This is a genomic window from Mycobacterium sp. 134 (assembly GCF_048282715.1).
GTDB classification, from domain to species: Bacteria; Actinomycetota; Actinomycetes; order Mycobacteriales; family Mycobacteriaceae; genus Mycobacterium; species Mycobacterium septicum.
In genome coordinates, this window is the sequence record NZ_JBLVUN010000008.1 from 5,549,172 (window position 1) to 5,569,017 (window position 19,846).

General features: G+C 67.3%; 16 protein-coding genes and 1 pseudogene. 10 read left to right on the forward strand and 7 right to left on the reverse strand.

The window, feature by feature from the left end; translation table 11 throughout:
* Position 1: 1 nt before the first annotated feature.
* Positions 2 to 1,093 carry a hypothetical protein gene (locus ACNQVK_RS31395; protein ID WP_418032624.1) on the reverse strand — a complete coding sequence of 364 codons (1,092 nt, stop codon included), beginning with the start codon at positions 1,091 to 1,093 and terminating at the stop codon, positions 2 to 4.
* 145 nt (positions 1,094 to 1,238) lie between these two features.
* On the opposite strand from ACNQVK_RS31395, the gene ACNQVK_RS31400 reads away from it, so the two are divergent.
* The gene (locus ACNQVK_RS31400; RefSeq protein WP_418032625.1) at positions 1,239 to 1,685 is read left to right on the forward strand and encodes a hypothetical protein; all 447 of its coding nucleotides are present in this window, start codon (positions 1,239 to 1,241) and stop codon (positions 1,683 to 1,685) included.
* Here ACNQVK_RS31400 and ACNQVK_RS31405 read toward each other — a convergent pair.
* On the reverse strand, positions 1,682 to 2,269 hold the full coding sequence (locus tag ACNQVK_RS31405; RefSeq protein ID WP_418032626.1) for a TetR/AcrR family transcriptional regulator: 588 nt from the start codon (positions 2,267 to 2,269) through the stop codon (positions 1,682 to 1,684). The two genes, ACNQVK_RS31400 and ACNQVK_RS31405, sit on opposite strands and share 4 nt — an antisense overlap.
* A 76-nt stretch (positions 2,270 to 2,345) precedes the next feature.
* Here ACNQVK_RS31405 and ACNQVK_RS31410 point away from each other — a divergent pair, with 76 nt between their 5' ends.
* The 4 genes from ACNQVK_RS31410 to ACNQVK_RS31425 are packed head-to-tail and all read left to right on the forward strand — an operon-like array spanning position 2,346 to position 5,762.
* Complete coding sequence (locus ACNQVK_RS31410) at positions 2,346 to 3,098, forward strand: SDR family oxidoreductase (RefSeq protein WP_418032627.1); 753 nt, start codon at positions 2,346 to 2,348, stop codon at positions 3,096 to 3,098.
* A complete protein-coding gene (locus ACNQVK_RS31415) occupies positions 3,098 to 4,291 on the forward strand; it encodes a Cmx/CmrA family chloramphenicol efflux MFS transporter (RefSeq protein WP_418032628.1) in 1,194 nt (397 codons plus the stop codon). Before ACNQVK_RS31410 ends, ACNQVK_RS31415 begins: the two co-directional genes overlap by 1 nt.
* Positions 4,292 to 4,330: 39 nt before the next feature.
* Entirely contained in the window at positions 4,331 to 5,473 is a 1,143-nt protein-coding gene (locus tag ACNQVK_RS31420) for an anion permease (RefSeq protein ID WP_418032629.1), read from the forward strand.
* 13 nt (positions 5,474 to 5,486) lie between these two features.
* A complete protein-coding gene (locus ACNQVK_RS31425) occupies positions 5,487 to 5,762 on the forward strand; it encodes a hypothetical protein (RefSeq protein WP_409550048.1) in 276 nt (91 codons plus the stop codon).
* Positions 5,763 to 5,775: 13 nt separating this feature from the next.
* Here ACNQVK_RS31425 and ACNQVK_RS31430 read toward each other — a convergent pair whose 3' ends face one another.
* Positions 5,776 to 6,654, reverse strand: coding sequence for a cutinase family protein (locus tag ACNQVK_RS31430; protein WP_418034445.1), 879 nt, complete (start codon positions 6,652 to 6,654; stop codon positions 5,776 to 5,778).
* Positions 6,655 to 6,858: 204 nt separating this feature from the next.
* Between ACNQVK_RS31430 and ACNQVK_RS31435 the strand changes: the two genes are divergently transcribed.
* The 3 genes from ACNQVK_RS31435 (at position 6,859) to ACNQVK_RS31445 (ending at position 11,134) form a co-directional block, all read left to right on the forward strand.
* A complete protein-coding gene (locus ACNQVK_RS31435) occupies positions 6,859 to 8,373 on the forward strand; it encodes a PE-PPE domain-containing protein (protein WP_418032630.1) in 1,515 nt (504 codons plus the stop codon).
* 41 nt (positions 8,374 to 8,414) lie between these two features.
* Positions 8,415 to 9,128 carry a TetR/AcrR family transcriptional regulator gene (locus ACNQVK_RS31440; protein ID WP_418032631.1) on the forward strand — a complete coding sequence of 238 codons (714 nt, stop codon included), beginning with the start codon at positions 8,415 to 8,417 and terminating at the stop codon, positions 9,126 to 9,128.
* Positions 9,129 to 9,403: 275 nt separating this feature from the next.
* On the forward strand, positions 9,404 to 11,134 hold the full coding sequence (locus ACNQVK_RS31445; RefSeq protein ID WP_418032632.1) for a PE-PPE domain-containing protein: 1,731 nt from the start codon (positions 9,404 to 9,406) through the stop codon (positions 11,132 to 11,134).
* Here the strand turns inward: ACNQVK_RS31445 and ACNQVK_RS31450 are convergent.
* A complete protein-coding gene (locus ACNQVK_RS31450; protein WP_418032633.1) occupies positions 11,131 to 12,789 on the reverse strand; it encodes a hypothetical protein in 1,659 nt (552 codons plus the stop codon). The two genes, ACNQVK_RS31445 and ACNQVK_RS31450, sit on opposite strands and share 4 nt — an antisense overlap.
* Positions 12,790 to 12,972: 183 nt before the next feature.
* On the opposite strand from ACNQVK_RS31450, the gene ACNQVK_RS31455 reads away from it, so the two are divergent.
* On the forward strand, positions 12,973 to 14,892 hold the full coding sequence (locus ACNQVK_RS31455) for a hypothetical protein (RefSeq protein ID WP_418032634.1): 1,920 nt from the start codon (positions 12,973 to 12,975) through the stop codon (positions 14,890 to 14,892).
* A gap of 14 nt (positions 14,893 to 14,906) precedes the next feature.
* Here ACNQVK_RS31455 and ACNQVK_RS31460 read toward each other — a convergent pair whose 3' ends face one another.
* Together ACNQVK_RS31460 and ACNQVK_RS31465 are read right to left on the reverse strand one after the other, a co-directional pair.
* Positions 14,907 to 15,188 (reverse strand): hypothetical protein, encoded by a 282-nt coding sequence (locus ACNQVK_RS31460; protein WP_418032635.1) that lies wholly within the window; start codon positions 15,186 to 15,188, stop codon positions 14,907 to 14,909.
* Positions 15,189 to 15,242: 54 nt separating this feature from the next.
* On the reverse strand, positions 15,243 to 17,963 hold the full coding sequence (locus ACNQVK_RS31465) for a cation-transporting P-type ATPase (RefSeq protein WP_418032636.1): 2,721 nt from the start codon (positions 17,961 to 17,963) through the stop codon (positions 15,243 to 15,245).
* Between the two features lie 110 nt (positions 17,964 to 18,073).
* On the opposite strand from ACNQVK_RS31465, the pseudogene ACNQVK_RS31470 reads away from it, so the two are divergent.
* Positions 18,074 to 18,297, forward strand: a pseudogene (locus ACNQVK_RS31470) (hypothetical protein).
* 61 nt (positions 18,298 to 18,358) lie between these two features.
* Here the strand turns inward: ACNQVK_RS31470 and ACNQVK_RS31475 are convergent.
* A complete protein-coding gene (locus ACNQVK_RS31475) occupies positions 18,359 to 19,747 on the reverse strand; it encodes an MFS transporter (RefSeq protein ID WP_418032637.1) in 1,389 nt (462 codons plus the stop codon).
* Positions 19,748 to 19,846 lie beyond the last annotated feature (99 nt).

The following is a 19,846-nucleotide window of genomic DNA, read 5'->3' on the forward strand; positions in this document are numbered from 1 at the left end:
GTCACCGCCGGGGGAACATAGGGCGGCGGCGTGTAGACCGGCGCCGGCGGTGGCGCGTAGACCGGGGCAGGTGCGGGCGGAACGTAGGCGGGCGCGGGTGCCGGGGCGGCTGGGGCCGGCGGCACCTGGACGGGCGGCTGGTGTGCAGGCGGATTGGCGGCCTCGACCGCCTGGGCCGGCGGCGGAGCCGCGGGAGTCTGCGGTGGAGCGGCAGGCGCCGGCTTGGTGGCGGCCTTGTCGACGGGCTTCTGCACCGGTTTCGGGGCAGGCCCGCTTCGGGCGCCGATTCCTGAATGCTCGCGGCGTGCGCGGTTTCCGATACCGCACCCGGATGAAGGTGCAGGCCGATCGCGGCCGAGGTCGCGACGACGAGCGTCACCAAGGCCCCGCCGACGACCGACGACAATGCGCCGACCTTGGTCCAGTGCACCGCCTTGACCGGAGTGGCAACGGTATTCACCGCGAGCGCCGCCGCCAGCCCCGCACCTCGAGCGAACGCGAGATCGGATTCGGCCGCGGTGATCACCGCAGCCGGGATGGAGTCGGCCAGCTCGGCCACCGTCGGATCGTGGGCATCGGAGCCCAGGACGAACATCGCGCTGACCGGCCTGCCGGTGAGCGCCAGCAGCCCGGCGATATCGGCCACGAACGTCTCGGACCGCTCGATCCGGTCGGCGCTGACGTCGTCGGGCGTCACGATCGCCACCACCGCGGCGTCGGGTTCGACGATGCAGACCGCGATGTCGTCGTGTTCGGTGATCTCGGCGATGCCACTGGCCAGCATGCCGGCCGCCTCGATCTCCGAGACCGCGAAGACGTTCCCGTAGCCGCGGGTGTCCAGGGCCTCCATGATGTGCCCGGCCAGCGGGGCGGCGTCGTTGGTCCACGTCACGCCGATCGCGTGGATGCGGTGCCCGCCTTCGAGCTCGGTGTCGTCCACCAGGCCGCGCAGCAGCCCGTCGGGGTCGTAGCCGATGACGTCCTCGAGGGAGATCGCGCCACGATCGACCGGGCGCCCCTCGCCCGTCGTGCCTTCGACGAGCACCCACCGAACGGCTCTCGAAGTCATCGCGAGGCCGAGCACGAGATCCATACCGATCCCCCGATCTGCCTAGTCAGTCGTTGTTCAGGTTACCGGTGTGACGCCGCTTACAGGTGGGTGCGGCGATCTACGCGCAAACTCCCCCATCCGGCATCGGCCCGCACTCCTACTGCGCCACACCATAAGCTCGCTGCATATGAGGTACATCGTGGCCGTGTTGACCGCCGCTCTTCTGCTCACCGGATGCGCGGTCGCGGGCACTCCGAGCGCGGCGCCGGTGGACGATGAATGGCGCCAAGCCGTGGTCGACGCGGTCGCCGGACTGGGCACACAACTGGGCCCGATCGGCAATGCGATGACGGCTCCCGTCACCGACTACGGCGCACTGCACAGCGCGTGCAACGACATGCGCCTGTACATCGACTCGGTGCAGAACAAGGTCCTGCCCGGGCCCGACATCAAGGTCAACACGGCCCTGCAGGCGGGCTTCGACGGCTACCGCAGCATGGCCGACCAATGCGTGGGGCTGACGCCGGCAAACAGTTCCAGCCGGCTGATGAAGTTGGGCGCCACCATCGACGAGGCTCATCTGCACATCAAGGACGCGCTGAAGCTGCTGGGCGTTGCCATCCCGAAGCGCTAGGGCCACAGACCGGCGGCGACCGCGACGAGCTGATCGAGTTTGACCCGTGGGGCCCCGTCCCGGGCCTGCTGGGCGATACCGCTGAGCACGGCCATCACATAGCGGGCCAAGGCGTCCGGATCAGTCGAGGACGGTAGGGCCCCGGCCGCGATATCGGCGCGGATCTTGTCGGCGAACTGGGCGATCTTTCGTTCGCGGACCATGCGCATGGATTTCTGCACGACCGGGTCGGCGGTCCCCGCGTCGCCACTGACGATCAGGCAGCCCGAGGGCAGCCCGCGGCGGGTATACCGTGCCGGCGCCTCGGCGAAGACCCTGGCCGCGGCGCGACGTGCGGTCGGCTCCTCGGCCAGTGCGGCATCGATGAATCCGCCGTACTCGCGGTCGTACACCTCGACGGCCTCGGCGAACAGGTGCTGTTTGTCGCCGAAGGTGTTGTAGAGGCTGGGTGCGGCGACGCCGACCTCGTCGGTGAGGTCGCGCATGGACGTGGCTTCGTACCCGTTCCGCCAGAACATCCGGATCACCTTGTCCAGCACCGCGTCCCGATCGAAGGACCGAGGCCGCCCTCGCGTCGTCGCCATGCAGCCATTTTATAGCGACCGTTTCAAAATATGCTAGCGTCGCATTTTGTAACGCACGCTAAAGAAAGGACGGCTCATGGGCGCACTGAAAGATAAGACGGCGCTGGTCACCGGGGGCAGCCGAGGCATCGGCCGCGCGATCGCACAGCGACTCGCAGCGGATGGGGCCCAAATCGGCGTGCACTACGGCACGGGCGCCGACGCGGCTGCGCAGACGGTGCAGCAGATCCGCGATGCCGGCGGGACAGCGTTCGCCTTCGGGGCACAACTCGGCGTCCCCGGTGACGCCGACCAACTATGGGCGGGCTTCGACCAACACGCCGACGGCGTCGACATCCTGGTCAACAACGCCGGAATCCTCGGCACCCGAACACCGTTCACCGACCTCACCCGGGCGGAGTTCGACACGGTGCTCGCGGTCAACACCGCCGCACCGGTTTTCGTGGTGCAGCAGGGCCTGTCCCGGCTGCGCGACGGTGGGCGCATCGTCAACATCTCCACCCGGTTCACCCACGGCATGCGCATCCCCGACCTGCTCGCCTACGCGATGTCCAAGGCCGCGATCGATGCGTTCACCGCCACCCTGGCCAAAGAACTGGCCGCACGGCGGATCACGGTCAACGCGGTGGGACCGGGCAGTGTCGACACCGACATGAATGCCGCCCGGCTGGCAACACCCGAGGGCCGAGCCGCGGTGGCCGCCCAATCGCCGTTCAACAGGGTGGCCGACGCCGCAGACGTCGCCGATATCGTGGCCTTCCTGGCATCGGACGATTCGCGGTGGGTCACCGGGCAGTGGATCGATGCCACCGGCGGGTCGATGCTCTGATGCCCACCGCCATCTGGATCATCGGCCTTGCGATATTCGCCCAGGGCACAAGCGAACTCGTTCTCGCCGGGCTCCTGCCGGGGTTGGCGGCCGACCTGTCGGTCAGCATCCCCCAGGCGGGCCTGTTGATCACGGGATTCGCCCTGGGCATGCTGGTCGGCGCGCCCACGCTTGCGGTGGCGACGCTCCGGCTGCCGCGGCGCCGGACGATGCTGGCCTTTCTCGCCGTGTTCGTCGTCGCGCATATCGTCGGGGCGCTGACCGGTGACTACGCCGTCCTGTTCATGACCCGGTTCGTCGCGGCATTCGTCTACGCCGGATTCTGGGCGGTCGGCAGCGCCACCGCCATGGCCCTGGTGACACCCGAACGGCGCGGACGCGCGATGAGCATCGTCGCCGGGGGCCTGACGGTCGCGACCGTGATCGGCCTGCCCGCAGGCACCTGGATCGGCCAGCACCTGGGCTGGCGCGGGACATTCTGGGTGATCGCCGCGATGAGCACCGTCGCCGCGGTCGCAATCCTGGTCGGCGTGCCCGATCTGCAGCCGCGAACTCCCCCACGGCCGGCCACCGAGATCCGCGGCCTCGCGACGCCGCGACTGTGGCTGTCTTACGCCATGACCGCTGTCTCCACCACCGCGCTGCTGGGCACCTTCTCGTATCTCGCGGCGATGTTGATCGACACCACCGGGCTTGATCCACGATGGGTGCCCCTCGTCCTGCTGGCGTATGGGGCCGGGTCGATCATCGGGATCGCGCTGGGCGGCCACATCGCCGACCGCTTTCCCCTGGGAGTGCTGGCCGCCGGATTCACCGGATTGCTGGTCGTCTCGTGTTTCATCGCATTGACCGCCGCGCACGTCGTGCCGGTCGTGATCGGGGTGTTCGTGCTCGGCCTGGCCGGGTTCGGCACCAACCCCGCGCTGAACTCGAGGGTTGTCGGTATCGCTCCGGCCGCGCCGACGCTGTCGATGGCCGGCAATGTGTCCGCGTTCAACGTCGGCATCAGCCTCGGACCATGGCTGGGCGGCCTCGCACTCACCGCCGGTTTCGGCTACCCCGCGGTGGCGTGGATCGGCGCCGCCCTGGCCGCCGCAGCCCTATTGCTGCTCGCCGTCGAGGCGTATGTGGTGATGCCCTACCGGCACAGCGCTTTGGGCGCTACAAAAGTGACGGAGACCTCAGCCAGTTAATTAGGTTTCCGTAGCGTTTGTGTTCAACAATTGTTTACCGTGTCGTTACAGTTCCTCCTGCTGTGCATCGTCGTCTTCACGGCCCTGATGTTCGACTTCACCAACGGGTTTCACGACACCGGCAATGCCATGGCGACCTCGATCGCCAGTGGCGCCCTCAAACCACGAACCGCGGTAGCCCTGTCGGCACTGCTGAACCTGGTCGGCGCCTTTCTGTCCACCGCCGTGGCGGCAACCATCGCCAAAGGGCTGGTAGACGCCGATCTGGTGTCTCTGGAGCTGGTGTTCGCCGGGCTCGTCGGCGCCATCCTCTGGAATTTGTTCACCTGGCTGATGGGCATCCCGTCCAGCTCGTCGCACGCACTCATCGGCGGCATCGTCGGCGCGATGATCGCCGCGGTCGGCGGCCACGGCGTGATCTGGCACGGGGTGGTCTCCACCGTCATCGTGCCCGCGGTGTTGTCGCCCCTGATCGCCGGTCTGGTGGCCTGCATCGCCAGCTGGCTGGTCTACCGGCTGATCCGCGGCCTGCCCAAGGACCGCACGATCGCGGCGTTCCGCTACGGGCAGATCGGCTCGGCCTCCCTGATCTCCCTGGCACACGGCACCAACGACGCCCAGAAGACGATGGGCATCATCTTCCTCGCACTGATCTCCTACGGCGCCGTCGACGAATCCGCGAGCATGCCGCCGTTCTGGGTGATCGTCGCCTGCGCCGTCGCCATCGCACTCGGCACGCTCTCGGGTGGTTGGCGGGTCATCCGCACCCTGGGTAAGGGCCTGGTCGACACGGAGGCCCCGCAGGGGATGGCCGCCGAAGTCTCGTCGGCCGCGACCATCCTGCTGTCCAGCCACTTCGGCTACTCGCTGTCCACCACGCACGTCGCGACCGGGTCCATCCTCGGCAGCGGGCTGGGCCGCCGCACCGAGGTGCGCTGGGGCGTCGCCCGCAACATGGCCACCGCGTGGCTGATCACCCTGCCGGCCGCGGGCCTGGTCGGCGCGCTCACGTATGTCCTGGTGCACGGGATCGGCGGCTTTGCCGGACCGCTGGTCGGGTTCGTGGGTCTGATCGCCTCGACCGTGCCCATCTGGCTCAAGTCGCGCAAGCCGCCGATCGACCACAAGAACGTCAACGACGCGTGGCAGGGCAGCCTGACCGGCAAGGCCGAGAGCAAGTAGGGACAGGGCTCACATGAACAACTGGATCAATCTCGTGGCCGTCGGCAAGATCCTGCTCTTCGGCCTGGCAGTGGGCGCCTCTGTGCCGACCCTGTTCGCGATCGGTGTCCGGCTGCACATCGCGGCCGACGGCCCCTCAAACGCCGGACGGCGACGCTTGCTGGCGGGTCTGAGCTGGGTGTTCTTCGCGTTGGTGCTGATCGTGGTGGTCACCGGCGTGCTGTTCATCGCCAACAACTTCATCGGCCATCACACGGGCGTCTACCTGTTCGGCAGCGCCACGCACTAAGCGCCGGGGCCGCTCAGGCCAGCGGCGCGACCGGCGCCGGCACAGCCGGTGCAGGTGCAACGGGCGCGGGTGTGGTCGGCGTTGGTGCCGGCGGACTTTGAGCAGGCGCCGGACCGGGAAGATTCTGCGGCGCCGGCCCCATGTGCTGGGCAGGCTGTGCGGCCTGCGCGGGCTGGACCCGCGACGGCTGCGACGGGCCTGCGCCTGCCAGCGTCGCAGGCGGAACGGGCGGCGTTGCCTGCCGCTCCCAGTCGTCCTGAAGCTTGCTCGCCGCGAAGGCTGCCCCCTGGTTGACCAGGCCGGCTTCCGCGTACTGCGTGTGGATGCCAAAGCTCCTGCCCTGCGGATCGCACACCAGGTCGTTGTCGACACAGAGGTCGATGGCCTTCGCCGTGTAATTCGGCCCCACGACGACAGAGGGATTGTTGAGTACCTTCATGAATCGCGGCGACGGTTTCCCGAACAACGCGACGGCTGCCACGTGGTCAGCTACATCCGAAGGCATGGGCGCAGGCACCTCTGCCGGTGAAATCCCATCGGGCACAACGCTCGCAGTTACGAAGCCGATGACCGCCGCGCCCTGAGAGAACCCGCCGAGCACCATCTTGGTGTCCGGGCAATTGGCCGCGGTGGCCAAGATGTGCGCTCGCGCGTCGGCGATTCCCTGGACAGCAGTTGGGAAGTCGGTGGTAGCGGGGTAATCGACGGGATACACCCCCACCGACTTCGCACCGACGTTGGCGCGCAACGAGTTAACGAACGCCTCTCCCGTATCCCCTACGCCTGGGGCTTCCATGGTGCCGCGGGCGAATATCACCTCAGCATCCGGACACGGTGCCGCATTGGCGGACGGCATCGTCACGTTGCCCATCACGGAAGCCGCCCCCGCCATGACGGCAACCAAACCGGCACTTCCGAGTTTCCCCACGAATTCAGCGTGACATAAGACAGCATTGAGCGCGCCCCGAGCAAGCGGAGGCATACAGGTCCCTCAAGAACCAAAGAGAACTCTTAGGAAAGGAATTCATGAATGAAGGGTCGGGGGAAATCGTCATGCCGTGCGCGCCGGCAGCGGGCTTCGCATCGGTGGGCTTCGATGCTGTTCGCCGGTGGCCTCGTGGTCGCGGTGTCGGCAGGGGTCACCGTCAGCACCCCAACAGCCACTTACAGTGCCGCGATTCGACTGGTGGGCACGACGATCGGCGTGGGGCCCTCTTTCGACGCATTCGGATTGACCGTCCCGATGTTGTTCTACGGAAGCACCATCCCGGAAGGCGACTCGTACCACACGCTCCCGTACCCCGCACAGATCAACCTCAACTACCCGATCATCTCGGATCTGCCGGTGCTGTCGGGTCTTCCGTACTGGCCTCAGTCCCTGAAACGATCCGAGGGGGTCGGCGCGGGCTACCTGCTGCAGGACATCGCCAATACGGCGGCCGGTGAGAAGATCACGATCATCGGCGTATCGCAGGGCAACCAGGTGGCCGAACTCGCACGAGCCGCCATGGCCAAAAGCCTGAATTACGTTGCCAACGCCGCGAATTACGAGTTCGTCTTCATCGGGAACCCCTATCAGCCCAACGGCGGCATCCTCACCCGGTTGGCATCGTGGAGCACCCTTCCGATACTGGGCGACATCTTCCCGCTCGGCCGTCCCGGGCCGTCCGACAGTCCCTTCAAGACGATCTACTACCAGAATCAATACGACGGTATCGCCGACTTCCCGGCCTATTTCAACGTGCTGTCGCTGGTGAACTCGTTTGCCGGGCAGTTGTTCGGGCATGCATTTCCCGGTTATGTCCTGGAGTATCCCGACGCCCCCAACGCGGTGAAGACACAGGTCGGCAACACCACCTACGTGACGCTCCCGCAGTATCTTCCGTTGCTGGCACCGCTGCGCATACCCGCATCCCTGATCGGCGCGGAACGATTCGTCGACGCCATGGACCCGATCCTGCGGGTCTTCGTCGAAATGGGTTATGACCGCACCGCGGATCCCAGTCACGCCCAGGAATTCAGCTGGATCACGCCGCAGGAGAAGGTGCAGGAAGCGCTGAACGAACTGCCGCGCGCTTTCGAGCAATCGCTCGCGATCCTCGGTGGCGAGAAGTACATCCCCACGCTGCCCCAGCCTGTCGTGTCCGACACCGAACCCGAAACCCCGGTGACCGAACATCCCATCGTGCCGGTGGGCACCTCGCCGTTCGAGCAGGACCTACGACGCGCGGTGGAGGACATGGCGGCAACGTTGTCGAACGCCACCCGGCCTTTTGCCAAAGTGCTTCAAGCCATCGGCGAGGCGACGCGGACGCAGAAAACCGTTGAGCCGACCGGGCAGACCGGGCCGACCGCTGCCGTTTCCGCGCCGACGTCACTGCGCAGCCCGAAGGCGCACACGCAATCGGCCTCGCCCCGCAGCGATTCGGTGCAGCGGTCCCGGGCGGTCCCACAGGCGAGGGGCTCGGACCGGGATTCTGTTCGCTCGAGCCTTCGCTCGACTGTTCGCTCATCGGTTGGCTCGGCTGTCGGCTCAGCCAAGAAAGCCACGAAGTCCGCACCCGCTCAGCGCCATCGTCCCTCGGAGCACAAGCGCAACCGAGCGGGCTAACCGACCGACCGCGGGATGGTGCCCGCACTACACTCCGGGCCATGGACAGACCGCCGGCGGCGCCCGGCGCAGGCGCACCGTCGGAGCAGGCGGCAAAGCCCCGCGGGCAGCGCACGATCCGCGGACTCGACGCCGAACAGCGTCGTGCCCATCGGCGTGAGCAATTGTTGACGGCCGCCTTCGAGCTGATTGCGCGCGACGGCTACGCCAACACCTCGATCGAGCAGATCTGCCAAACGGCGTATGTGGGCAACAAGGCGTTCTACGAGGTCTTCGACAGCAAAGAAGACTGCTACCTGGCCCTGCTCGCCCAGATCGCGGCACAGATCGAGAAGCAGGCGGTCGAGGCGCTCGCCGATGCGCCGGACGACCCCGACGAAACGGTCCACCGACTGCTGTCGGCCTTCGCCCACGCACTGGTCGACGACCCCCGGGTGGCCGTGGTGGCCTTCGGGGAATGCGCAGGCATCTCGCCGCGCGTCGAGCGGCTGCGCCGCGAGAATCGCCGCTGGACTGCGGCGTTTCTCGAAAATCTTTGGCGGCAGCGCGAGTTTCCCTGCCTGCCCGATACCGGCGCGGTCGACTATCACGCCTTGGCGGTGTCGACCGTGGGCGGGCTCTTCGAGAGCGTGGCCGACTGGCTGCACCAGCGGGAGACCGGCAGCGATCCGCCGCCGACCATCGACACGCTGATCGGCAATCTGGCGAGCTTCGTGGCGGTGGTTCGCGCCGGGATCGCGGCGTCCACCCGCTGAATCTGTAAACCCGCCCTCGCCAGCCGCGATTTGTGCACGGTTTTCCGCGCTTACCGCGGACTTTCGTACACAAATCGCGTCTTGCAGGTTTACAACAAGGGCTCTTGTTTCAAAAAGTGACTCTTGTCATACATCACTACCCACTGGTAACTTTCCGGCAGCATGCGACGTGGCGCCCGTCACATTCCATCGTTGACACGCTGGTCGCAGGCCCAGATGTTCCGGCGGTGCCATCTGCACGGCCGACTCACCACGATGAGGAAAGAAGGAACAGCATGAGGGGTTGGGGTCGGGGGGAGTCGTCGCGGAGTGCGCGCCGACAGCGCGGTTCACGCCGCTGGGGCTCGATGCTGATGGCCGGCGGCGTCGTCGTCGCGGTGTCGGCAGGAGTCACGGTCAGCACGCCGACCGCCACCTACAGCGCCGCCGTCCGACTGATCGGCACGACGATCGGCGTGGGGCCCTCGTTCGACGGATTCGGGATGAGCATCCCGCTGTTCTTCTACGGGAGCACGGTGCCCGAAGGCGACTCGTTCCACACGGTCCCCTACCCCGCGCAGATCGCCCTCAGCATCCCGATCATCTCCGATCTGCCCGGGCTGTCGGACATTCCGTACTGGCCGCAGTCGCTCAAACGATCCGAGCAGATCGGGGCGGGCTATCTGCAGCAGGACATCGCCAACACACCGGCCGACGACAAGGTCACGATCATCGGGATGTCACAGGGCACCCAGGTCGCCGAGATCGTTCGTGCCAGCATGGCCAAAGACCCGAATTACGTTGCCAATGCGGACAATTACGAGTTCGTCTTGATCGGTGACCCGTATCAGCCCAACGGCGGCATCCTGACCCGATTCACCTCGTGGAGCGATGTGCCCGTGCTCGGCGACATCTTCCCGCTCGGGCGGCCGGGACCGTCCGACAGCCCCTTCAAGACGACCTATTACCAGAACCAGTACGACGGCTTCGCCGATTTCCCTGCGTATTTCAACGTGCTGTCCATCGCGAACGCCCTCGCCGGGATCGTGTTCCAGCACGTCTTCCCCGGCTACGTGCTGGAGCATCCTGACGGCCCCAACGCCGTCACCACTCAGGTCGGCAACACCACCTACGTGGCGCTGCCGCAGTACCTTCCGCTCCTGGCACCGCTGCGCATCCCCGCATCCCTGATCGGCGCGGAACGATTCGTCGACGCGTTGGACCCGATCCTGCGGGTCTTCGTCGAAATGGGATACGACCGCACCGCGGATCCCAGCCAAGTCAAGGAATTCAGCTGGGTCACCCCGGAAGAAAAGATTCACGAGGCACTCAACGAGCTACCGGGAGCGTTCGCCCAGTCGCTGGCGATTCTGGGCGGCGAAAAGTACACGCCCACGCTGCCGCAGCCCGTTGTCTCCGACGTCGAGCCAGAAACCCCGGTGACCGAACATCCCATCGACCCGGTGGGCAACTCGCCGTTCGAGCAAGGGGTGCGCCACACCGTGGAGGACGTGGCAGCGGCGTTGTCGGACGCCACCCGGCCGCTGGCCAAGGTGCTGCAGGCGATCGGTGGCGCGCCAGCGCCGCACACCACGGTCGTCCCGGCCACCAGCCCCGCTCCGACGGACGTCAAGGCAGACATCAAGGCGGATATCAAGGCGGACAACACGATTGTCGCCACGATCGACAGCAAGGTCGCTGCCGAGGTCAAGACCGATGCGGACGCCACTTCGGACACCGAGGCCAAGGTCGAGACCGACAAGGAGCCGAAGTCCGGTCCGTTCAGTCGTCACGCGCGGACCCGCTCGGACTCCCCGCGCACCGACTCGGCGCCGCGGTTGAAGGTGGTCCGGGACACCGACGATTCGCAGGCGCGCGACGGGAAGGCTTCGCCTGCCGAAAAGTCAACCCGTGAGTCCGCGACGGACACCGCGTCGGCCAGTGATCAACCTGACCACAAGTCCGTTCGGGCCGCCAAGCGTGCGGCCAAGCAGGCCGCGAAGCACGAGAGCGCGAAGGCCGGTTAGCGCTCCGACGGCGGGCGCTGCGGACGACGCTGAATCCGCAGCGCCTGCGTCGGGACCTGAAGATCGGTGGTCGGCGGGGCGGCCAGCACGGTCGTCGAGTCCTCTTTCAGCCGAACGATTCTCGGCACCGCTGCCGCCCGAGGTTGCCGAACGATGGTCGGCGGGGCGGAGCCGTCTACCGCAGGCGCGGACGGCACGACCTCCGTCGGCGGCTCGGGCACCCGCTTGGCCGAACGGGTTTCGCGTCGCACCAGGTAGCCGGCGAACGGCCCGGTGAACACCATCACCGCCAGCACGAGCAGGCTCAGCACACAGACTGTGACGTCGAAGGTGCTGGTGATCTGCTGGGCCAGATTGTTGCCGTAGATGGCAGCGGGCGCCGGGCCGGCGTAGCGGGGCGCGAGCGCCACGCCGATGGCCACATTGGCCACGGTGAAGACGAACAGCACCGCGCTGAAGGCGGCGGCCACGGTCGTCGACGTCAGCCCCCGCTCGAGCTGGCGATGCAGCCACCGCGCGACCAGTGCGGTGACCAGGTTGAACACCGTCATCGCGACGGTGTCGTACAAGGCACGGGGAAGATCGAGCGACAGGGCGATCAGGAAATCCACGATGCGCAGCGCCGCGGCCGCGAACGCCCAGAAGGCGATGAGCGTCAAGCACTTCTGCGCGGCGCCGCGGTAGGCCCCGATGGTCGGCGGCTTGATCAGGAAGACGGCGTACAGCGTCGTCGGCGCCACGATCGCGGCCGCGGCGGCCCAGGCGAGGTAGCCCTCGTAACCCACGGCAGCCGTCGAGGTGTTCTGGGCGATGCCGTGAAAGGCGTCGATATCGCGGCCGATGCCGCAAAGCCACACCAGCGCGGCGGCGATCGCGCCCGAGACACCGACGGCCGTCGTGGCCAGCCGCGCCGCCCCGGTTCGCTCGGTCAGCCAGCGCGAGGCGATGACCAGGGCGATCATCGCCTCCGCGCCGTAGAGCAGCGTGGTGACGATGACGGCGATGTCGTGACCGCCGAACTCGACCTGGGTGACGAACAGATACCGCAGCCGCCAGTAGAGGTTGAATGCCACCGACAGCGTCGCGAGCGCGATCGACACGAAGCCGATCACCCGCGCCACGGCATACCAGCGCCGGAACTTGTTGTCCTCGATCGTGATCGAGGTAATGGGCGGCTGTCCCGCCAGCAGCGCACCCGCGACGCCGAGCAGCATGCCCGGACCCACACCCGGCGGCACGGCCCCGGTCCCGCCGCCATGCACCGTCTGCACCAGGTGATAGCCGACGAAGCAGATGACCACGACCAGATAGGCCGCGCTGAGCACAAGCCGGATCCGGCTCGTGCTTCGGACATCGGATTTGGCGGCGGCCAGGCGGAACGGCCCGAGGTGCGGCGCGAGCGCGGCGGCGACGGCCAGCAGCGTGACGACGGCCAGCACGACGAACGTCGAGCCGGCACTGCCGGGGACACCGAGGCCGAACTCGAGGTTCCACGGGAGCAGCAACCCGGCGACGAGCAACGCCACCGCGAGGCCGTCGCGCACCCGGTTGGTCCGGGTGGGCACGTAGCCGACCCGGGGCGGGCGCTCCACGACCGGCGCGGTGACCGTCGCCACCTGGACGGTGGCGGACGCGTCGTAACGCTCGTCGCTCACGTACCGATTCCTCTCTATGAGTGACAACGCACGGATCCCAACCAGCGTGCTCACTTTTGCTCCGGCGCACAAGCAGCGCTGGCAGCCGCGGTCGTTCGACCACCGAGGTCCGTCGCAGCTGTGCGGTAGCTTGGATTTGTCCGTCGGGGCTCGTACGAGATCCATAAAGCAAGGAGTGGAGCCGTGGACGTAGTCCTCGGGGTGGCGGTCACCGGGCGTGTGGCGCGCTTGGCCATGATCGGATCGCCCGCGAGCGGCGGCCAGGTTCTGGACCAGTACGCGCTAGACCTGCCCGAGGACCTGGTCGCCGAGATGTCCGAGCTGGCCGAGACCATCATCGGCACCTACCGCGCGGTGACCGAGTCGGGTAACCAGGTCGCCGCCACGCGGCTGTGCCTGCCCGACGATTCGGCCGCCGACACGCTGCGTCAGACCGTGCTCAACGCCGGCGTGCCGAACGTCGAGGTGGTGACCGAGGCCGAGGCTGCCGCGGCCCTGGCCCGCAGTGTGGGTGCGGATGCCGCGTTGCTGCTGGCCGAAGACGACACCGTGTCGCTGACGACGGTCGGTCAGGGCACGGGAACTCCCGCATCGACAACGACGACGCTGGCCACCATGCCGATCGGCACCGCCGGGGCCGCCGCCGCATGCGCGGCCGTCCTGCAGCGGGTGCCCGCCGGCGAAGCCCCAGGCCGCGTGCTGTTGGTCGGGCAACGCCTCGATCTTGATTCCGTTGCGGCGGAACTTCGTTCGACGGCACCGGTCGAGGTGGCACCGGACGCCGGCTATGCGATCGCCCGCGGTGCCGCCCGGTTGGTCGGCGATATCGCACCGGCCGGCGCATCCACCCAGATGGCGCCCGTCGTCGGCGTGCCACAGGATCCAACGCAGATGGCGCCCGTGTCAGAGGCCACTCAAATGGCGCCTGCCGCAGGGGATGCGACGCAGATGGCTCCCGCCGCCGTTGATGCCACGCAGATGGCCCCGGCCGCCGACGCCACCCAGATGGCGCCTGCCCGCGGAGACTCCGCCGCGGTCGGGCCGGACCTGGCGTACTCGCAGGAGGCCGAGGACGAGCCCTGGGCCGACGAGATGCCGATGGACGCGGTCAACGAGTTCATCCCCGAGCAGGACGACGATCCCGACTACACGACCGTCATCGCGCCGCCACCGCCGCGGATGCTGTTGATGGGCAGCGCCCTGGCATTCGTGGTGGTCAGCTTCGCCACACTGGCCACCGCGGTCGCCATCAATGTCCGGCCGACGGCCGACGTGCGAGCGCAGCCCGCACCCGCCGAGCAGGCGGCCACCGTGCCCGGCAACTACCTTCCGCCGGTGCCGCACGAACCGGATCCGGTGGCACTGCCCGTCTCGGTGCTGACCCCGCCGCCCGCTGCTCCGGCAGCGCCCAAGGTGCGCTCGGACACCGGCAACCAACCGGTCCAGGCACCGCCCGTGGCCCCGCCTGCCGCACCTCCTGCCGTGCCGGCTCCCCCACCTGTCGAGGTTGCACCCGGCCCGGTTCCGGTTCCCGTTCCGATACCTGTGCCCGTGCCGATCCCGATCCCTCCGGTCGTGTGGCCGACGTTGCCATCACCATGGGTGCCGACGAGGCCACCCACCACGACAACGGCACCGCCCACCACCACGACCGCACCACCCACGACGACGACAGCGCCGCCGACTACGACCACAGCGCCACCGACGACGACCACAGCGCCGCCGACCACCACGACGGCGCCACCCACGACGACGACGGCACCGCCCACCACGACGGTGGCGCCGCCGACGACAACTGTGCCGCCGACACACACGTCGACGGAGGCCTCGGTGCCGACGATCGAGGCGCCGACCCACACCGCGCCGGCCTACACGCCCCCGGTGGAACAGCCTGCGACTCAGGCGCCGGTGACGACGGTGGCACCGCAGTCTCCGTTCGGTGGCGGTTCATCCTCGGGCGGCGGTTCGTCGTCGAGTGAGGGTGGCTCGTCCAGTGGCGGACTCTTCGGTCGCGGGGGCAGCTCGGGCAGTGACAGCGGCGGCTACGGCGGCAGCGGCGGATACGGCGGCTCGCCGGTGACCACGATGCCCGCCAGCCCGTAACCGGTCGGGCCCGCTCAGTAGTCGTGATTCGGGCAGGCGACGTCGACGTAGACAGTGACGAACGTCGTCGGGCCGGGCGTCTGATTGCCGGGATTGTTGACGCCGGTGACCCAGCACTCCGACAGCGGCTTGGTGTCGAATCCGTTGGTCCAGTTGATGTTGACCGTGTAGCCCTGTGATTCCAGGTCGCTGATCACCTCGTCGGCGCCTGCGGATGCCACGGGCGCCGACATGAGCGGCAAGACCACTCCGGCGGCCGCCAGCAGTGTGCCACCCACAACCGAAGTCCGAATCATGGTCTCCATGATCCTCCCGTCAGCTGGCAAGCTCAGGAATCGTCGCGCCCGTGGTCACGTCACCAGCGCGGGCATGAACCTGCGTCCGACCCACTTGGCCGTCTCGATGATCAGGAAGATCGCGATGGACAACGCGATCGCGACCGACCATCCACGGATTGTTATGGGTGCCGAGTGGAACCAGGTGTGCATGAACGGCGCGTAGGTGAAGACCAGCTGCAGGGCGATCATCGCGCCGGCCATCCGCCATATCCACGGATTACCCCGGAACACCTCGGGTCGCAGGCTCGATGAGGTGACGAACCGGCAGTTCAGCAGATAAGCCAGCTGGCCGAGAGCCAACATGTTCACCGCGGCGGTCTGCGCCACTGCCAGTGGATACCCGCCGGCCCGCGCCACGAAGAACTCGGCCAGGGTGGCACCGGCGACCAGGACCGACACCAAGGCGATCATCGCGACGTCGGCCCGGTTCACCAGCGCCTGCCTCGGCGTCCGGGGAGGGCGCTGCATCAGGCCGTCCTCGGCCTTCTCGAACACGAGCGCCAGCGACAGCGTGATCGCCGTGACCATGTTGACCCACAGGATCTGCACCGGCTGCAATGGCAGCGCGAACCCGAGCAGGATCGCAACGAGAATGATCAACGATTGGGCACCGTTGGTGGGCAACATGAACAGCACAGATTTCCGGATGTTGTCGTAGATCCGCCTGCCCTCTTCGACCGCCCGCTCGATGGTCGCGAAGTTGTCGTCGGCCAGGACGATCCCGGCCGCTTCCTTGGTCGCCTCGGTCCCTTTGATCCCCATCGCGACCCCGATATCGGCGCGGGTCAGTGCCGGTGCGTCGTTGACGCCGTCCCCGGTCATCGCGACCACCTTGCCCTGAGCCTGCAGGGCACTGACGATGCGTAGCTTGTGTTCCGGGCTCGTACGGGCGTAGACGTCGACTTCGTCGGCCACCTGCCGCAGCCGGGTCTGGCTCATCTCCTCCAGCTCGGCTCCGGTGATGACCCGCGGCACGTCACCGGCCTTGATGATGCCCATCTCGCGCGCGATGGCCCGCGCGGTTCCGGCATGGTCACCCGTGATCATGGTGACCTGGATCCCGGCCGCGTGGCAGGTCTGGATGGCCGTGATGGCTTCCGGCCGGGGCGGATCGACGATGCCGACGATGCCGAGAAATTCCAGTCCGCCCTCGATGTCGCCGATGTCCACGGTGTCCGAACCGGCCGCCGACAGCCGGGCGGCGGCCAGCACCCGCAGGCCCTGCCCGCTGAGTTCATCGATGCGCGCCTCCCACGCGGCGCGATCGAGAGACTCTGTGGATGAGCCGCCGGCCTGGGTGGCACACCGGTCGAGCAGCCGGTCCGGTGCCCCCTTGACGTACAGGTAGCGCTCACCGTCGGGGGTGTCGTTGAGGGTGACCATGAACTTGTTGGCCGACTCGAACGGCACCACACCCAGACGTGGCCAATCCGCATCGTCGATCTGCGCCTTCAGGGTCAGTGTGCGCAGCGCGCCCTCGGTCGGTTCGCCCACCACGCGCCACCGACCGTCGGCGTCGTCCAGGCGTGCGTCGTTGCAGACCGCCATCGTCGTCAGCAGTGCCGCCAAGTCGGGATGGTCCGCAGGCACGATCGGTGTGCCATCGAGTTCGAGGCCGCCCTCGGGCCGATATCCGGTGCCGGTCACGTCGAACCGGTGCCGCGCGGTGACGACGGTTCGGGCAGTCATCTCGTTCTGCGTCAACGTGCCCGTCTTGTCCGAGCAGATGACGTTGACCGCGCCGAGCGCCTCGACGGCCGGAAGCTTGCGGGTGATCGCTCGCCTGCGGGCCATCTGCTGGACCCCGAGCGCGAGGGTGATGGTGACGACGGCGGGCAATCCCTCCGGAATCGCGGCGACGGCAAAACCTATTGCAGCCGTGATCAGTTCACTCACGGTGAATTGGTGCACCAGTTTGCCGATCACCAGCATCACCGCGGCCGCGCCCAGGATGCCCACCGACAGCTGACGGCCGAACCGAGCCAACTTGCGGGTCAGCGGGGTATCGATGGTTTCCACGTCGGCGATGAGAGATTGGATCCGGCCGATCTCCGTGCTGGTTCCGGTGGCGGTCACCACGCCGGTGGCCGAACCCGCCGCCACGATGGTGCCCGAGTACACCATCGACATCCGATCGCCCAGACCCGCGTCCGGGCCAACCTGTGCCACATCCTTCTTGGCAGACAGCGACTCGCCGGTCAGCGCCGACTCCTCCACCCGCAGGTTCGCGACCTCCATCAGACGCATGTCGGCCGGGATGCGGTCCCCCGAGGCGATGCGCACGATATCGCCGGGTACCAGGGTCTGCGCGTCCACCTGCTGCCAGTGACCGTCACGGCGCACCTGCGCGGTGACCGACAACATGCCCCGGATGCTGTCGAGGGCCCGTTGGGCCCGGCCCTCCTGGATGAAGCCGACGGCCGCGTTGATCACCGCGACCGAGACAATGACGGCGCAATCGACCCATTCGCCGAGAATGGCCTTGAGCACACCGGCGGCGATCAGGATATAGATCAGGACATTGTTGAAGTGCGCGAAGAACCGGAGAATCGCAGGCCGGGGACGCTTTTCGGGGAGCTTGTTCGGACCGTGAGCGGCCATCCGCTCCCGCGCGCTGTCACCGTCCAGCCCGTCACCCGAACTGCCCAGAATCTCAAGCACTTCGGTGGCGCTGCGGGAGTGCGCAAGCGCACTGACCAATTCATCCTCTGCCGGGGCGGCGGTTTCCGCCATATTCGGATAGTGCCCGGCCCAGCGCCACCGCGCAATCGGTAGTTCGCTGCCGGACCGCAGGCGACGGATACCTTGGAAGTGACCGTCCGTTGCCCGAAAGGAATGCCGTAGTGGCCAAGAAGCGCTGGAAAGACCTGTCCCCCAACGCCAAGGCGGCCGTCATCGCGGTGGCCGCGATCGATGCCGGGCTGCGGGCCTGGGCACTGCGCGACCTCGCCGGTCGTGATGCGAGCCGGATCACGGACCGAAATGGTTGTGGGGCAGCGCGCTCGGGGTGCTGAGCACCTCGGGCGTGGTTCCCGTGGTCTATCTGGTCGCCGGGCGCAAGTCCTGAGTCGGCCCGTTGCCTGGCCATGTTCGGCCAGGCAACGGCAGATCGTTTCCCTCCGCCGGGTCTACCCGGTGTGCGCCACGCTCTGACCGCGCTGAGGTGCGGGGTCGGTGACGGCGCCGTCGTCGAGGAGATTGTCGAGGTTGCGCTTCGAGGTTTCCGGCGCGAAGTAGGCGGCGATCAGCGTCAGCACAGATGACGCCGAGATGTAGATCGCGACCGAAGTCACCGAACCGGTGGTGTCCAGCAGCGTCGACGCGATCAGCGGTGCGAACCCTCCGCCGACGATGCCGATCAGCATGTAGCCGAGCGAGACACCGGTGTAGCGGTAGCTGGTGTCGAACAGTTCGGCGATGAACGCCGCGAGCACGCCGTACATCGCACCCTGGAACACCATCGCGACCGACACCGACAGCACCATCAGCCCGAAGTTGCCGGTACCCATCAGCGGGTACACCGCGAAGGCCCACACCGCCATCCCGACGCCGCCGATGAGGAAGGGAATGCGCCGGCCCACCCGGTCACTGAGCCGTCCGAAGTACAGAATCGACAAGAGCTGAGCGACAGCGCCGATGGCGACGGCGTTGAGGACCGTCCCCTTCGAGATGTCGGTGTGATGGGTGACGTAGGACAACGAGAAAACGTTGATCACGAAGTAGGCGACCTGCTGGCCCAGCCCGAGCAGCACGACGAGCAGGATCATCTTCGGGGCGTGGCGCAGCACTTGCAGGATCGGGGCCTTGGCCTCCTTTTCCTTGAGCTGCTTCTGATTTCGGGTGAAGACCGAGGATTCGACGATCTTGACGCGAATCAGCAGGCCCACCAGCACCAGTGGCGCACTGAGCAGGAACGGAACGCGCCATCCCCAGGCCATGAACTGTTCCTCGGTCATCAGCGCGCTGACCGCTGCCAGCGTGGCCGTGGACAACAGGAAGCCCAACGGCGAGGCGGATTGCATCCAGCTGCCGGCCCGCCCCCGGCTGTCCACGGACTCGTCCTGCTCCACCACCATCAGCACGGCGCCGCCCCACTCACCACCGAGACCGATGCCTTGAATCAGGCGACACAGCACCAGCAGGACGGGCGCCAGAATGCCGATGGAGCTGTAGGTCGGCAGCAGTCCGATGGCCACGGTCGCGGCACCCATCATCAAGATGGTCGCGATCAGGGCCGCCTTGCGCCCGACCCGGTCACCGATGTGGCCGAAGATGATCCCACCGATCGGGCGGGCGGCGAACCCGACCCCGAATGTGGCCAGCGCCAACAAGGTTCCAGCCGCCGGATCAACATCGGGAAAGAAGATCTTGCCGAACACCAACGCGGCGACGGATCCGTAGATGTTGAAGTCGTACCACTCGATGGTGGTGCCGACCATGCTCGCGATGATGGTGCGCCGGCGACGCGATTTCGCGGCCGCAGCGTCTGTGTCTGCAGCAGGAACTGAAGGGTTCATATGGTCCTCTGGTAGGTGCTGGTCATAGCGAAAATGCTAGGGCGGCAATATGGCTGCACCCATAGTCGCGGTGCAACGCGATCCAGCTCACACAGTGTG

Bases quoted from the DNA above. Each gene is read 5' to 3' on its own strand.
- ACNQVK_RS31395 (WP_418032624.1), bottom strand. From the start codon at position 1,093: ATGGATCTCGTGCTCGGCCTCGCGATGACTTCGAGAGCCGTTCGGTGG.
- ACNQVK_RS31400 (WP_418032625.1), top strand. From the start codon at position 1,239: ATGAGGTACATCGTGGCCGTGTTGACCGCCGCTCTTCTGCTCACCGGA.
- ACNQVK_RS31405 (WP_418032626.1), bottom strand. From the start codon at position 2,269: ATGGCGACGACGCGAGGGCGGCCTCGGTCCTTCGATCGGGACGCGGTG.
- ACNQVK_RS31410 (WP_418032627.1), top strand. From the start codon at position 2,346: ATGGGCGCACTGAAAGATAAGACGGCGCTGGTCACCGGGGGCAGCCGA.
- ACNQVK_RS31415 (WP_418032628.1), top strand. From the start codon at position 3,098: ATGCCCACCGCCATCTGGATCATCGGCCTTGCGATATTCGCCCAGGGC.
- ACNQVK_RS31425 (WP_409550048.1), top strand. From the start codon at position 5,487: ATGAACAACTGGATCAATCTCGTGGCCGTCGGCAAGATCCTGCTCTTC.
- ACNQVK_RS31430 (WP_418034445.1), bottom strand. From the start codon at position 6,654: ATGGCGGGGGCGGCTTCCGTGATGGGCAACGTGACGATGCCGTCCGCC.
- ACNQVK_RS31435 (WP_418032630.1), top strand. From the start codon at position 6,859: ATGCTGTTCGCCGGTGGCCTCGTGGTCGCGGTGTCGGCAGGGGTCACC.
- ACNQVK_RS31440 (WP_418032631.1), top strand. From the start codon at position 8,415: ATGGACAGACCGCCGGCGGCGCCCGGCGCAGGCGCACCGTCGGAGCAG.
- ACNQVK_RS31445 (WP_418032632.1), top strand. From the start codon at position 9,404: ATGAGGGGTTGGGGTCGGGGGGAGTCGTCGCGGAGTGCGCGCCGACAG.
- ACNQVK_RS31460 (WP_418032635.1), bottom strand. From the start codon at position 15,188: ATGATTCGGACTTCGGTTGTGGGTGGCACACTGCTGGCGGCCGCCGGA.
- ACNQVK_RS31465 (WP_418032636.1), bottom strand. From the start codon at position 17,963: ATGGCGGAAACCGCCGCCCCGGCAGAGGATGAATTGGTCAGTGCGCTT.
- ACNQVK_RS31475 (WP_418032637.1), bottom strand. From the start codon at position 19,747: ATGAACCCTTCAGTTCCTGCTGCAGACACAGACGCTGCGGCCGCGAAA.